Source organism: Stieleria maiorica, assembly GCF_008035925.1.
GTDB classification, from domain to species: Bacteria; Planctomycetota; Planctomycetia; order Pirellulales; family Pirellulaceae; genus Stieleria; species Stieleria maiorica.
The window spans coordinates 9,097,724-9,110,568 of the sequence record NZ_CP036264.1; the positions used below are offsets into that span (position 1 = coordinate 9,097,724).

General features: G+C 55.6%; 18 protein-coding genes and 1 other RNA gene. 4 read left to right on the top strand and 15 right to left on the bottom strand.

Features of this window, described 5'->3' with window-relative positions; translation table 11 throughout:
* Nucleotides 1-124 precede the first annotated feature (124 nt).
* Nucleotides 125-1,423 carry a DNA modification methylase gene (locus tag Mal15_RS30865; RefSeq protein ID WP_199773765.1) on the top strand — a complete coding sequence of 433 codons (1,299 nt, stop codon included), beginning with the start codon at nucleotides 125-127 and terminating at the stop codon, nucleotides 1,421-1,423.
* Between the two features lie 66 nt (nucleotides 1,424-1,489).
* Here Mal15_RS30865 and Mal15_RS30870 read toward each other — a convergent pair whose 3' ends face one another.
* The 11 genes from Mal15_RS30870 to Mal15_RS30920 form a co-directional block, all read right to left on the bottom strand.
* Entirely contained in the window at nucleotides 1,490-1,750 is a 261-nt protein-coding gene (locus Mal15_RS30870; protein WP_147871281.1) for a hypothetical protein, read from the bottom strand.
* Between the two features lie 3 nt (nucleotides 1,751-1,753).
* A complete protein-coding gene (locus tag Mal15_RS30875) occupies nucleotides 1,754-1,999 on the bottom strand; it encodes a DUF4314 domain-containing protein (protein WP_147871282.1) in 246 nt (81 codons plus the stop codon).
* Entirely contained in the window at nucleotides 1,999-2,232 is a 234-nt protein-coding gene (locus Mal15_RS30880; RefSeq protein ID WP_147871283.1) for a hypothetical protein, read from the bottom strand. Before Mal15_RS30880 ends, Mal15_RS30875 begins: the two co-directional genes overlap by 1 nt.
* A gap of 263 nt (nucleotides 2,233-2,495) precedes the next feature.
* Nucleotides 2,496-2,726, bottom strand: coding sequence for a hypothetical protein (locus tag Mal15_RS30885; RefSeq protein WP_147871284.1), 231 nt, complete (start codon nucleotides 2,724-2,726; stop codon nucleotides 2,496-2,498).
* A 12-nt stretch (nucleotides 2,727-2,738) separates the two neighbouring features.
* Nucleotides 2,739-3,224, bottom strand: a complete 486-nt coding sequence (locus tag Mal15_RS30890; RefSeq protein ID WP_167547160.1) for a winged helix-turn-helix domain-containing protein — start codon at nucleotides 3,222-3,224, stop codon at nucleotides 2,739-2,741.
* Between the two features lie 29 nt (nucleotides 3,225-3,253).
* Nucleotides 3,254-3,338, bottom strand: an RNA gene (locus Mal15_RS30895) — hammerhead ribozyme type II.
* A gap of 6 nt (nucleotides 3,339-3,344) precedes the next feature.
* A complete protein-coding gene (locus Mal15_RS30900; protein WP_147871286.1) occupies nucleotides 3,345-3,587 on the bottom strand; it encodes a hypothetical protein in 243 nt (80 codons plus the stop codon).
* 162 nt (nucleotides 3,588-3,749) lie between these two features.
* Nucleotides 3,750-3,968 (bottom strand): hypothetical protein, encoded by a 219-nt coding sequence (locus Mal15_RS30905; RefSeq protein WP_147871287.1) that lies wholly within the window; start codon nucleotides 3,966-3,968, stop codon nucleotides 3,750-3,752.
* A 244-nt stretch (nucleotides 3,969-4,212) separates the two neighbouring features.
* Complete coding sequence (locus tag Mal15_RS30910) at nucleotides 4,213-4,425, bottom strand: hypothetical protein (RefSeq protein ID WP_147871288.1); 213 nt, start codon at nucleotides 4,423-4,425, stop codon at nucleotides 4,213-4,215.
* A gap of 72 nt (nucleotides 4,426-4,497) precedes the next feature.
* The gene (locus Mal15_RS30915) at nucleotides 4,498-4,773 is read right to left on the bottom strand and encodes a hypothetical protein (RefSeq protein ID WP_147871289.1); all 276 of its coding nucleotides are present in this window, start codon (nucleotides 4,771-4,773) and stop codon (nucleotides 4,498-4,500) included.
* A 288-nt stretch (nucleotides 4,774-5,061) separates the two neighbouring features.
* Nucleotides 5,062-5,919, bottom strand: coding sequence for an amidoligase family protein (locus tag Mal15_RS30920; protein ID WP_167547161.1), 858 nt, complete (start codon nucleotides 5,917-5,919; stop codon nucleotides 5,062-5,064).
* 249 nt (nucleotides 5,920-6,168) lie between these two features.
* Here Mal15_RS30920 and Mal15_RS30925 point away from each other — a divergent pair, with 249 nt between their 5' ends.
* Together Mal15_RS30925 and Mal15_RS30930 are read left to right on the top strand one after the other, a co-directional pair.
* Nucleotides 6,169-6,375 carry a hypothetical protein gene (locus Mal15_RS30925; protein ID WP_147871291.1) on the top strand — a complete coding sequence of 69 codons (207 nt, stop codon included), beginning with the start codon at nucleotides 6,169-6,171 and terminating at the stop codon, nucleotides 6,373-6,375.
* On the top strand, nucleotides 6,365-8,632 hold the full coding sequence (locus Mal15_RS30930; RefSeq protein WP_147871292.1) for a terminase gpA endonuclease subunit: 2,268 nt from the start codon (nucleotides 6,365-6,367) through the stop codon (nucleotides 8,630-8,632). Before Mal15_RS30925 ends, Mal15_RS30930 begins: the two co-directional genes overlap by 11 nt.
* A gap of 178 nt (nucleotides 8,633-8,810) precedes the next feature.
* Here Mal15_RS30930 and Mal15_RS30935 read toward each other — a convergent pair whose 3' ends face one another.
* The 4 genes from Mal15_RS30935 to Mal15_RS30950 form a co-directional block, all read right to left on the bottom strand.
* Entirely contained in the window at nucleotides 8,811-10,190 is a 1,380-nt protein-coding gene (locus tag Mal15_RS30935) for an ATP-dependent nuclease (protein WP_167547162.1), read from the bottom strand.
* A 59-nt stretch (nucleotides 10,191-10,249) separates the two neighbouring features.
* Nucleotides 10,250-11,437, bottom strand: coding sequence for a DUF262 domain-containing protein (locus tag Mal15_RS30940; protein ID WP_147871294.1), 1,188 nt, complete (start codon nucleotides 11,435-11,437; stop codon nucleotides 10,250-10,252).
* Nucleotides 11,438-11,522: 85 nt separating this feature from the next.
* Nucleotides 11,523-11,828, bottom strand: a complete 306-nt coding sequence (locus tag Mal15_RS30945; RefSeq protein ID WP_147871295.1) for a restriction endonuclease subunit S domain-containing protein — start codon at nucleotides 11,826-11,828, stop codon at nucleotides 11,523-11,525.
* 237 nt (nucleotides 11,829-12,065) lie between these two features.
* Entirely contained in the window at nucleotides 12,066-12,359 is a 294-nt protein-coding gene (locus Mal15_RS30950; protein WP_147871296.1) for an MTH1187 family thiamine-binding protein, read from the bottom strand.
* 205 nt (nucleotides 12,360-12,564) lie between these two features.
* Between Mal15_RS30950 and Mal15_RS30955 the strand changes: the two genes are divergently transcribed.
* Nucleotides 12,565-12,804, top strand: coding sequence for a hypothetical protein (locus tag Mal15_RS30955; protein ID WP_233903130.1), 240 nt, complete (start codon nucleotides 12,565-12,567; stop codon nucleotides 12,802-12,804).
* Nucleotides 12,805-12,845 lie beyond the last annotated feature (41 nt).

Consider the following 12,845-nt stretch of genomic DNA (forward strand, 5'->3'; position numbering starts at 1 on the left):
GGTCGAAATATAGACCAACTATTTTTTGTCTGCCATCCAGGTACCCAACCAGCCACCCAACCACCGACCGAACCCTTCCGTTTCTCTCCTCGCCTTGGAAGGGCCAGTGCATATGCAGGTCGAAATGTGGTCGCTTGATAGAATTAAGCCTTACGAAAAGAACCCCCGAATCAATGACGACGCGGTTGCTCCGGTCGTCCAGTCCATCAACGAGTTCGGTTTCCGGCAGCCGATCGTTGTCGATCCCGACGGCGTCATTATCGTTGGCCATACCCGTTGGAAAGCCGCCAAGCAACTGAACCTCGCCGAGGTGCCAGTTCACGTTGCGACAGACCTTGAGCCGGAGGCGGTGAAGGCTTATCGCATCGCCGACAACCGCACCGGCGAGAACGCTGAGTGGGACTTCGATCTGCTCCCGCTCGAAATCGGCGAACTGCAGCACGTTGGATTCGATTGCGAATTGCTAGGTTTCAACAGCGACGAGCTGGCCAAGCTCCTCGATCCAGGTGTTGAACCGGGGCTCACCGATCCCGACGACATCCCAGAACCTCCCGACGATCCGGTCACGCAACCCGGCGACCTTTGGATCCTCGGCGACCACCGATTGCTGTGCAGCGACTCGACCAGCGTGGAAGACCTCGACCGGCTGTTGAATGGTGCGAAGATTCAACTGTGCAATACAGATCCGCCGTACAACGTGAAGGTTGAACCGCGCAGCAAGAACGCGATCGCCGCCGGCAACAGCTCCTTTGAGGCCGGCAAAGGCAAATCGAAAGACGGTCCGAAGAAGATGCGAGCTAAGGATCGGCCGCTCGCAAACGACTTCGTTTCGGACGAAGAGTTCAACCGGTTGCTCGAAGCCTGGTTCGGCAACATCGCTCGCGTTCTCGAACCCGGCCGCAGCTTCTACATCTGGGGAGGCTTCTCCAATATCGCAAACTATCCGCCTGTGCTGGCCAAGGCCGGGTTGTATTTCTCGCAGGCGATCATCTGGGACAAGATGCATCCCGTGATGACTCGCAAGGACTTCATGGGCGCTCACGAATGGGCGTTCTACGGCTGGAAAGAAGGCGCCGGCCACAAGTTCTTTGGACCGAACAATGCGACGGACTTGTGGCACGTCAAGAAGATTCCGCCACAGCAGTTGGAACACCTCACCGGCAAACCGGCCGAACTCGCGGTGATGGCGATGCAGTATTCATCGCGGCGCGGCGACAACGTCCTCGATCTCTTTGGCGGCAGCGGTTCGACGTTGATCGGCGCCGAGCAGACAGGCCGCAAAGCGTTTTTGATGGAACTCGATCCGCCGTACTGCGACGTGATTGTGGATCGCTATCAGCGGTTCACCGGCAAAGCCGCGGTGCTCGAGCGGACCGGCAAGTCACCGATCCCCGTCGGTGCTCGCGAGGAGAACATGCGATGAGCGGAGCGATCAAACCTTTCTGTGTCGCCACATGTCTTCGTAGAAGTAAATGTGCTCTGCATTTAACTACCGGGCAAGCCGATCCAATTCCGATTCGTCTTTCAACACCTCGGTTTGCCGACTGGTCGCGAAATACTCAGGCTCAGCGGGGCGAGGTTGAAGCGATCGCAGTTCGCCGCCTTCAATCAACTCGATGGCTTCGTCCGGATCTAAGTACCCATCGACCAGAATTGGTAGGACGTGTTCCGGGTAGCCATCAAAGTGCAAGTACGTGGCGAGGATTCCTCGATCGTAAGTCTGCGTGGCAATTATTGCTCGTGTGGACATGGTTCAGTTTCCTTGGCTTGACGAATTGGATTTGGAACTGCCGCCGGAATGCCGTTCGACTCGATCCGGCGGAATGGAAAGCATCAGTGACCGGCCGTTGTCCCAGTCGACATCGAGTTGCAACCAATCGTGTTGCGGATAAACGCCGGCAACCGTTCCTGTCGTGCCGGCTGGGATCGGATCGGGGTCATCGCCCATCTCGATCAGTCGGACGCGGTCGCCCGCCTTGAGGTTGCATTTACGTTTCATCAATTACGGACTCCATTGGTTTCGTCGAGTAGCGTTGCGACTTCGGATAGCTGAGCGTTGATGAGGTTGACCGCTCGAACGTGATGCCAACGCAGGTCTTTGGAATCAGGTCGCTGCATGCGATCGAGTTGCAATTCAATGTGTCGCAGCAAGTCGCGAGCGATTTGGTGACCGTTCTCATAAGCCGGGGCCGGCTCGATCGGCCGAGGATTGAGTGTTTGAACTTTGTTCATTCGGGGTCTCCGTGTTCGTAGAAAGAAATGGCGTTTGCGTTAACACACATGAGCCATGCGTTCGCCAACACAGCAAGCGAACATTGGAAAACAGGCGGAGAGATTCGCCATGTTTTTCGGCTTCAAGAAATCGCGGCCGTCGTTGCCGCGTGTGGCCTCGTGAAATCGCGGGACCAAGTAGCCGACCAACGACAAAACGCCCGACCGTGGCCAACGTCGGGCGTGTGTGGCGAAGTGTTCGCCGGGGATAGAAGGTGTTGAAGTTAGAAAGAGAGGGGGACCAAGACGTGCGAGTTCCGGCCGACCACCGAGAATTCTTCGCCGGCGGTTGTTTTGGCGATGATCGTGTCGCCGCGTCGAACCAGGTGTTCCACCGTGCCGCGTTCAAAGCGGTCGCCATTGGCGGTCCGCAGTTCGTATCCCATGTCGGGTTCCGGCGTTGCCGTTTCCCCTTCCGCAAGGTCCTCGATTTGTCGAACGCCTCCGATAAACATCTCGCTGGCCTCCTAAGTGCGAACCGTGAACCGGCCGCGTTCCGTCTTCACGAATCGGCTTTCGTCGCCTTTCGCCAAGTCACGAAGGATCGCCGAGTACAACGTCGCGTGAGGAGTCTTTCCGCCGGGGCTTTCCCAAAGATTCTGGTCGACCATCGCAGCGATCATTTCCTGCGTGTTCATCGGCTCGCCGGCGGATTCCAAAACCTGCAAGGCGGCTTTCACGCAGGAAAGCTTTTTCTCGCCGACGGTGCTGGTGTCGGACTTCTTCTTGGCGACTCGCTTCTTTGCTCGCGTGGCGGGCTCCGCAGCCGCTTCTGTCGTCCGGGCCGGTCCTTGCAACCGACCGGCCGTCTTGATGCGGACCTTCTTATTCGTCGAGAGGTTGGTTGCGTCCCAACCTCCCGATGTGTTCTCTGCGTCGATCCGCACAACGACCTTCTTGTTTGTCACCTTGGCGTAGTACTCGCCACCGATCTTTACATCTGCCTTCTTCATTCGTCCGTCTCCAATGCTTGGGTTCGTGTGGTTGGCTGCCATCGTCAGGCCGCGGGAACCGCCCGCGACGACGCCGGCCCGATTCAATCGAGGAAAGGGGCCGGCGTTTCGGCTTTCGGTTCAAACCACTACGCCAAGGCTGCTCTTGCGAAGCAGGTCGTACATTTGCAGGAAAAGAAAGTGTTCGTCGAGCAGCGGTCCGGCGTTGCCGCCTTGGTCGGCGTCGGCTTTCTCCAAAGCGTCGGCCAGCGGTTTCAAGTTGTCGGCAATGCGGTAGTAGCTCTCGCGAATCTCTTGGTAGGTCGTCGGGTCGAGTTGTTGCATGGCGCTGCGAAGGTCGGCGGTCTTGATTTCTTTGGCCATGGTTTTGTCTCCGGTAGAAGGTCGTGGTTCTTGGTTCGCCCTGTCGGCGTTAACACACATGAGCCATGCGTTTCGCAGCACATCAAGCGAAGTCCGGCAGCAATTCGCAGTCTTTTGAAAGGTTCTTCAAGGACTGCGAATAATGCCGCTACTCAGGCGATGTCAGTCTGCCATGTTGCGGCGAAGTTTCGCGGCCAGCCCGTCGATGGCGTCGTGCAGGTCATCGAGTTCGCCAAAGACACGATCGAACTTTGCGTCGTCGGACGCCGCAGCAAGCGGCAAGTCCTTGACCGCAGCGTGCAACTCTTCAATCAACTCGAGCGTTTGCGTGTGCAGGTAAAGAAGGTCTGCGGAAGTTGGGCGGGCAGTTGCGTTGGCCATGGTGGTGTCTTCGTTGGGGAAGGAAATGAAACCCGTATCGGTGACACACATGAGCCATGCGTTTTCACACACAGCAAGCGAAGTTTGGAGAGAATCTGCTGTCTTTTTGCAGCTTTTGGTTGGCCGGCGACGTTCGGCGCAAGACGCCGTTCCATGGGCATGCGGCAAACAACCCGCAAACAAGAGAACGCCGCGACAGGTTGCGAACGTCGCGGCGTGTGGGCGAAAGAGTTCGCTTTACGAACTAGCTGCCGTTGTCTTCCGGCTCATTGGATTCAAGCAATTCCTCAAGTCGCGCGGCGTAGTGGCGAAGCGTTCCGACGTGATCCCAACCGATCCGTGTTTCGCAATCCGGAGCCGGTTGGTCTTCAATCATCTGCCGGACGGCTTCCGCCGCTTGCACCGCTTGAGCATGGGCGGCGATATAGGCTTCTTCAAGGGTCTGCTGTTGATTCAAGGTTTATCCTCATCTCTGGTGAAAGAGCCGGCCGGCGGCGCGATCGCGCGCCGCCAGCGTGTTGATTCGTGTTTAGCAATCGCGGCAGGTTTCCCATGCCCGCTTGCTGCCGTAGCAAAGCTGCCCGCCTTCGACGATGTAAACCATCGCGTCTTCGGCGACGTCTTGGTCATCCGCGAATTCGTGCGGATCGTCGTGCTCCGCTTCGTTCATTTCCGCGCCGCTCGTTACGCCGGCGATGCGGTTTTCAAAGGGCCAGTTCTGTTGCGTCATCAACCGCACTTCGCAGTCTTCGCCGTGCTCGTCGCGATACTCTTCAAGCAAGCCGATCAGTTCGCCGAGGGTCATGTTTGTTTCTCCGTTGGGGTGAATGAAAAACCGTCTTCCGATGACACACATGAGCCATGCGTTTCCGAACTCAGCAAGCGCATCCAGCCAGTAATTCGCAGGGTTTTTCCATGTTTCAACGGTTCGCCGACGTCGCCCACAAACCGCCCCTGTCGCGACAGCGATATTGATGGCCACCTACGTTTGACCTACCCGACATCGCCCACAAACGGCGAGTGTCGCGGCCACAAAACAAGGAAACGCCGCGGGGTAGTTCGCGGCGTTTGGTGGGCAAGTGTTGGCCGGCAATCAACTTGCCTGGTCGTATTTGCGGGCCAAGTCGAGAAGCTTCTTTTTGACCGGGCGAAAGTCGCATCCGTTTTCGCCGGTGGTCAGTTCGCCGAATCGTCTGTTGCGAAGCTCGCCCTTGTACCAACCCTTCGTCCAACCCAGCCGGTAGAAGAGCCGGTTCAATTCCGTTTCACCGTGGCCGGCGTCCGGTCGGTCCCAGCAAGATTTCGTTCCCGGCTTCTTCGCGTAGTCCCAGCCCGCACATCGTTTTTGGTTCATCGCGAGTTCGGCCAAGCCCAGGATCATTTGGATGTAGCCGATCAATTTGGTTTTGTTAAGCGTTCCGGCGAAGGCCCGGATCTCAATCCGTTGTCGCCCGCGAGCCAGGTGCGTCAGGTTCAAGAGATGGTAGCGGTCGGCCTCGCAGCGTGTCTTCGCCGCGTCCTTGTTGCCGTAGGTTTTGATTTGCTTCGCCCATTGGTTTCGTTCCCGGCGTCGCGTTCCGGTCGATGCGTAGATGGCCTTTTCGTGGTTGGCGATCAAGGAAATCAGTCGGGCCAAGGCCGCCGCGTCGCCGTTCCAAGAAATGGTGATGTGCAGCCCGCAAGATTCGTTGACCCGGGCGCCGCGTTCTTTGATCGCGTCGACCGCGGTCTCGACGTTTTGCAGACCCTCGCGTCCGCGAAGGACCGGTGAAACAAACTCGCAAGGTTTGCGGCCGGCCGGCGTGCGGATGCTGCCGTCGCGTTCCGCCTTCCAACCCGCGGGTAGCCAGGAAACCGGAAGGCCGTTGTGGTAGCCGCCAATCGGCGTACGGTCGTGTCCGGGCATGTGGGTTTCGATTTCGATACCGAAGGCGATGTCGTTGGCGTGCATGTTTGTGTCTCCGAAAAGCGTGGAATTCGTTTTGCGTTGACACACATGAGCCATGCGTTTTGAGACACCTCAAGCGAAGTTCGAAAGTAATGTTCCAGTAATTCGCAGCTTTCTTTTCTTGCCCACAGGCGGCCAGTTTTGGCCCCACGTCGCCGCCGAAAACATGCGGCCGCGGACCGCAAACATGCACATGCTCGCGACAGTCGCCGACGTGTTTGCGCAGTCGCAATCCCACCCACGGAGCCCGCCATGGAAGGCAGTAACGAAGAACTGAACCCGAATGCGATGACCGCCGAACAAACGGCCGCGCTGTTCTCCAAGTTGCGCCAGCGAAAGGTCCCAGTTGCCGAGATTGAAGCCGATATCGAGGCCGGTGCGCCGACGAACGCCGCCGGTCGCTTGAACCTGTTGAACTACACTGCATGGATGCTGAAGGAGGCCGGTCGTGGCGAATGATCCGCGCAAACTAAAGCCCAGTGAGTGCTGCCGGCTACTCAACTCGACGCCGCTCGGTACCGTCATCAATGAACGGCAATTGCATCGGCACCGAGTCGAAGCGGGTAACCGCATCGGAGACGGCCGGCATGTTGATCTACTGGCGTACGCCGATTGGCTGCATGAGAAACGGCACACACCGAAACCGGTTTCCGATGTCGATCCGTATGCAAAGCTCAAAGAGAGTGCCCGCGCACGCAACGCCGCCATCGCTCTTGCCGGTCGCGATATCGGAGAATTGCCGGCGGTCGAGAATGCTGAACGCAAAGCTGCGGCTGCCGGTTCATTCCGAGCATTCTGCGAGGCGTACTTCCGCTTGACGTTTCATCTCTCATGGTCGCCGGACCATTTGAAGGTGATCAACAAGATCGAGGAAGCCGTCATTCGTGGCGGCCTTTTCTCGCTCGCCATGGCTCGCGGCTCCGGCAAAAGTTCGCTCGCCGAAGTCGCTTGCATCTGGGCGGTGCTGAACGGGTATCGGGACTTCGTTTGTTTGATCGGCAGCGACGAAGGACACTCCTGCGACATGCTCGACTCGATCAAGACCGAACTCGATAGTAACGATCTGCTTGCCGCCGACTACCCGGAAGTCTGCTTTCCGATCCAGGCCCTCGATGGAATCGCTAACCGAGCAAACGGGCAGCTCTTCGAAGGTAAGCGAACACAGATCGGATGGACCGCCAAAGAAATCGTCCTGCCAACCATCGCCGGCAGTAAAGCCAGTGGCGCGATCATCAAGGTCGCCGGGCTAACCGGTCGCATCCGCGGCATGAAGTTCAAGCGTCCGGACGGCAAAACGGTCCGACCGTCCTTAGTCGTCCTCGATGACCCGCAAACCGACGAATCCGCTCGATCGCTGTCGCAATGCGCCAACCGCGAAGCAATCCTCGCCGGCGCGGTGCTCGGACTGGCAGGCCCCGGCAAGAAAATCTCCGGCATCATGCCCTGCACGGTCATTCGTCCTGGCGACATGGCCGACAATATTCTCAACCGTGACCTTCACCCGGAATGGAACGGCGAGCGGACTCGCATGGTCAATACGTTTCCGGCCAACGAAACGCTCTGGCAGCGCTACGCCGAAATCCGTGCAGAAGGTCTACGTGCCGGGGATGGCGGAGCGGCCGGCACAGAATTCTATCGTCAGAACCGTGAAGCCATGGATGCCGGCGCAGACGTCTCATGGAAAGAACGCTTCAACCACGATGAACTATCGGCGATCCAACATGCGATGAACTTGAAGCTTCAGGACGAAGCCGCCTTCTTCGCCGAATACCAAAACGAACCGCTTCCGGAAGAAACCGTCGGCGCCGATCAACTGACCGCGGACCAAGTCGCCGCCAAAATCAATAACATGCCGCGGAACCGAGTCCCGATCGCCGGCAATCATCTAACAGCGTTCATCGACGTCCAAGGCAAACTACTCTTTTACGTCGTCGCCGCTTGGGAAGACGATTTCACTGGCTACATCGTCGATTACGGAACCTACCCCGATCAACAACGAACCTACTTCACGCTCCGCGACGCGCGCTACACGTTGGCTACGGCCGCCGAAGGAACCGGACTCGAAGGCAGCATCTACGCCGGCCTCGAATCTTTGACGAACGAGCTACTTGGTCGCGAGTGGCAACGCGATGACGGCGCCGCCATGAAAATCGGTCGCTGCTTGATCGATGCCAACTGGGGACACTCGACCAACGTCGTATACCAATTCTGCCGGCAAAGCTCCCACGCTTCGATCCTGTTGCCATCGCACGGCCGGTTCGTCGGCGCCTCGTCCAACCCCTTCAGCGAATACAAACGCCGGCCCGGTGATCGCGTTGGACTCAACTGGCGAGTCCCAACCATCCACGGAAAACGAGCCATCCGCCACGTGATCTACGACACGAACTGGTGGAAGTCTTTCACGCATGCGCGGCTAGCCGTAGCCATGGGCGACCGAGGCTGCCTTTCCATCTTCGGTGACCGCCCCGACCAACACCGCATGTTCGCCGAGCAAGTCACCGCCGAGTACTACGTCCACACCGAAGGCCGCGGCCGAACGGTCGACGAATGGAAGGCCCGCCCCGAACAACCCGACAACCACTGGTTCGACTGCCTCGTCGGCTCCGCGGTCGCAGCATCAATGCAAGGCGCGTTACTTTTTGGTACCGATATGTTGACTTTACCAAAACGCGAACGCGTCAGCTTTCGGGATCTACAGCGGAGGAAACGCAGCTAGCAGCGGGACATCCGGTCGATGAAGCCGGAGTCGCGTCGGTCAGTTCGCATACGCGAGTTCTCGCACGTTGAAATCTGCATCAAACGAAGGAACCTCGGCCACGAAAAAACTTGGCCATAATCACGCAGGACAGGGACCAAGTTCCAAGTTTTGTCGACGATCTTTTTGGGATCAGGCATTAATTCGATTTCACATGAAGAGCTATACCATCCGCAAGCTCCTGACACGCTTCGGCAATCTCAGCTTCTACGCTGACGATAATCCTGAGTAACACAGCTAACAGTCGTTCGTAGCTGATCCCGAGTCGCGAGGCCAAATCGCAAAACCAGTCGTGGTGATCGAAGCCGTTAATTGACGCGAGGATGGCGTTGACAGTCGCTGCATCCGAATCGAGTGCTTCGGCGATCTGGGCTTTCTTTGATTCGCAATACTGCCACAAGAACTCCTCTGGCGCGAGGTTCGATGGCAGAAACTCCACCGGACGCTTCACACCGTCCAAAATGTCAAAATTCCCCCGTTCATTTCCATCCAAGAGGCAAAGGATATTTAAGAATTCAACGGGCGGAAACACTTTTCCATTCGCACACACGACATCGTTTGAGCCGACATCTTTGAAAACGACGTTGCTTAACACATCCGGTCGATATCGCCTCAGAATCTCTTTGCCCAGCTCTCGAGCACATCGGTCTTCTACTAGGACAAGCAGTTCAGCTCTGACATCTACTCCGAGTGTCATGCCAAGAAGAGAATTATTCGGCGACTGTGTTACGTCTACGTTGTTTCCATTCCTCACAAACAAACGCAAACACTCTTTAGGTACATGAGAAATTATTTCGGTAGAGTGTGTTGTTACGATACTGCATACTCGTGATTCACATTGCTCCGCCAGACAATCCATTAGTGCTCGTTGAGAATGCCCGGTTGTATGTGTTTCGGGCTCTTCTAGAAGGACAACGCAAGGATGTTGGATACGATCAAAATGCCACCACATCAAGAATAGAGCACCTTCGCCTGCTCCCATTTCCTCAAACTTGTACTGCGTTCCGTTGACTTTTACCTCAACGTAAGGAAACGTAGGTAGGCCAGCAAAATCCTCAATCTCATAAACAAGACACTCTGAGTAGGTCTTTTGCGTGAGATACGATAGACGATTTAGGTCTCCTGGATTTAAGACACGCGGGTCGACTGCGTCCAAAACTTCTTGCCAGTTTTCTTCGTTTCGCACGAGGTTCTTGATCCTAAACCATTCCTCACCCGCATCAATTCGGTAGACCGGAAACTCAATGTCATCTGGCTTGGTATGAATCCCCGTGTCCAATTTGAAATTGTGCTGATTTCCATTTGATACAGCGAGCGATAGCTCGATCTTGCAGGAACCATGACGAGATTTTGACCGAGTTGCCGCGTTCTCAAAATCAATGCATAGACGACATGCAGTCAAGAGAGTTGATTTGCCGACGCCGTTCGCGCCACAAATTACGGTTAACACTGGATGCAGCGGAATTTTCCCGTCGCCAAGACCGAGCAAACCAGAATACTCAAGTGAAATCAGGCGCAATGGCCTGTTGTTCCTGGGCGCGACGACGCGTCTCCAGTGGTCAGAGGCACGTATGCGTTTCACGCTAAATGCCCCCATTCGCTTTCCTCAAGTAGCGCGTGCAGCAGATCACTCGTGTCGGATTCCTCGTCGGCGAGATACTCCTTTAAGTGGCCCTCAAGGTCCGTGAATGCCGGATGATTGAACTTTATGCACCTGCTGCTCGACACGATTGAAAGGTTGAGCCAGAGAAAAAAGTCGCGACCCACCACAGACGAAACATCAGATACGCGCGAAGAACTGCGATCGTAGTACATCTGTACAAGCGGAAAGAACTTGTCTAAAGGTAACGTTGTTCCTTTGGCAGTTTCGATGGAATGTGGTAGCTCTTCAAGCTTAATCCGACGGAACGATTCGACCATCGGAACACTCTCTGACAGTAATTCGATAGTTGCTGGTTCATCATAGACTGCTGAGTTCACAGATAGCCAAAACCAGCTATAGAGCGTTGCCTTGTTTAGCTTCACCTTTGACCCCCAGTTCTCTGCGCTCCTGGCAAAACACCTGACACCAAGAGCGCTGCGATCCATCGTTTCAGCAGAAAACGGCTCTCTTGACCTATACTTGTCAGCAAGTTGGCCGCTAGACATTTTCTCTCGGATTGTTCGCCATTCAACACTAAGGCAGAGTTTCGCTACGACGTCGTCGTAAGACATTCTTGAGTTGCTAAATCCAATTGGTGCACCAGCAAACAGATCTACGATTTCCTTAACTTGGTCGCGTACGGGGCCAAAGAATGCGTTTCGTTGTTCGGCAGACGTCAGCGCAACGGCCTGATTCAACCGAAAGAACAACTCGGCAGGTTCATCCGGCAGGAAATCAACGATCCGAAACATGCGAATTGTGAATTGCCCGAATTGTCGCCGACTATCCGGGGGCAGTTGGTCGTACGTCAATCCGTCTAACGATGCTATTCGCTCATCGTATGGTTCCGTGTGGCCGTTGACCGGAAAGTGGCCGTCTACAAAATCGCATATCGCCACGAGTCGTTGTTGACCGTCCAGAACGTCGGTTTTCTTACTGCCAAAATGCTCAACAAGGTGGATTGGCGGTACATGCCAATCACGAAGCACGCTATCCACCAGCTTTTGCTGTTTGATAACGCTCCAGACTTCACCTCGTTGGAAGTCCGGTTGAAGGTCAATGTCTCCATGCCTGATACGACCAACAATGGTCTGAATATCAGGGTCGGACGGTAATAATCTCATTTCTTAATCTCTCAATTTGCAAACAACTTGCGTTGCGGCGTTTGACATGCATCCTGTTTCAGGCAAATGGTCACAGAAAGCTGACTTAAGGATCGTCTGCCACAGTTGGTTTGATCGGCGAAGGTTCACTTTCAAGTATTTTTTCACATTGTTTGATCGCTGTGAGCCGCTCTTCAACGACGCGTACGATTTCGAACTGCTCATCCACTGGCGATAAGGGAAAGTCGAAACCTGCAATGCGGCCTGCGCCTATGTGGGCAATGCTGAAGGTAATGTAGTCGATCTTCTGAAAACGCTGGTTCTTCAGGTGCGCCAAAGAGACCTGCAGCGCGAAGTCCCGACTGACACCTTTGTGTGCCGTGCGTGCGATTCCGGCGTCATGCGTGATCATACGGAAGATCGATGGTTTTAGGTTTAGAGAAAACATTGTATCGCGGTGGATCTCGTCATGCTGCCAAGCGAAGACCTGCAGCTGGTGCCTTCTTCAAGACCGAAACAACTTCTGAGATTAACGAGACCGAAGGGTTAAAGTTTATTGGCCCTACTGAGCTCCGGCGGCCGACTCCGGGGGACACGCGTCGTACCCTATTCTCGAAAATCTGAAAACGCCGTTTCCAGAGTGTGGCTTTCACATTAATGCGACACTGTCGATCTTTTCCTGCATCGATTGTTCCCGATCCGTGCGCGTACCAACTTTGATGCTAGTCGTGATTCGCGGTGCGCCCATCGCGTGAACAAGTTCGTGGCAAAGCTTGATTGCGGCGAACACTTCGTCCCAATCGCCTTCGATGTTGGTTCCGTACGCATGAAGTTGGTGCTCCAGTCCTGCTTCCTGAAGCACATTCTGGCATTCAGCGACGTATTTGCTGACAGAAACGCCCACGCCCATTGGAACGACGCACAGATCTACGATGACTTTCATCTGACATGTCTCGGAACAAGTTGAATTTGTGTTGAGACCATGATTTTGGACGCGAGTAGTGGAGGCGGCAAGGCGTTTAACGCTCTCGTACGCATTCGGATGATCCGTCGCTGTGCGGTTTTTATAGTTCCCAATGCGTGTGGGAATGCTGTTAGGTCCCGAAAATCTTAGGACAACATCGTCGGCAAGGGATTCAACCGGGTAGGTGTATTCGCAGAAGAAACATGTCTTTCCTAGTGAGACTTCTGTGGCGGATGACCTTCAAGATGAGATTCGTGAGAACGCCTCGGGGCCGGCGAAGGCTTCGGGTGATGCTGGGTCGGTGGAACAGCACAAGCTGACCGATCAGATTGCGGCGGACAAACATCTCGCCGGCAAAAATGCCGTTGCCAAGCCGCATCGTGGGCTTCGCTTTAACAAGATCGTGCCGCCGGCGGCTGGCTGATCGTTCTTTCGATCTCCCATCCACAAGGGCTGCCGGGGACG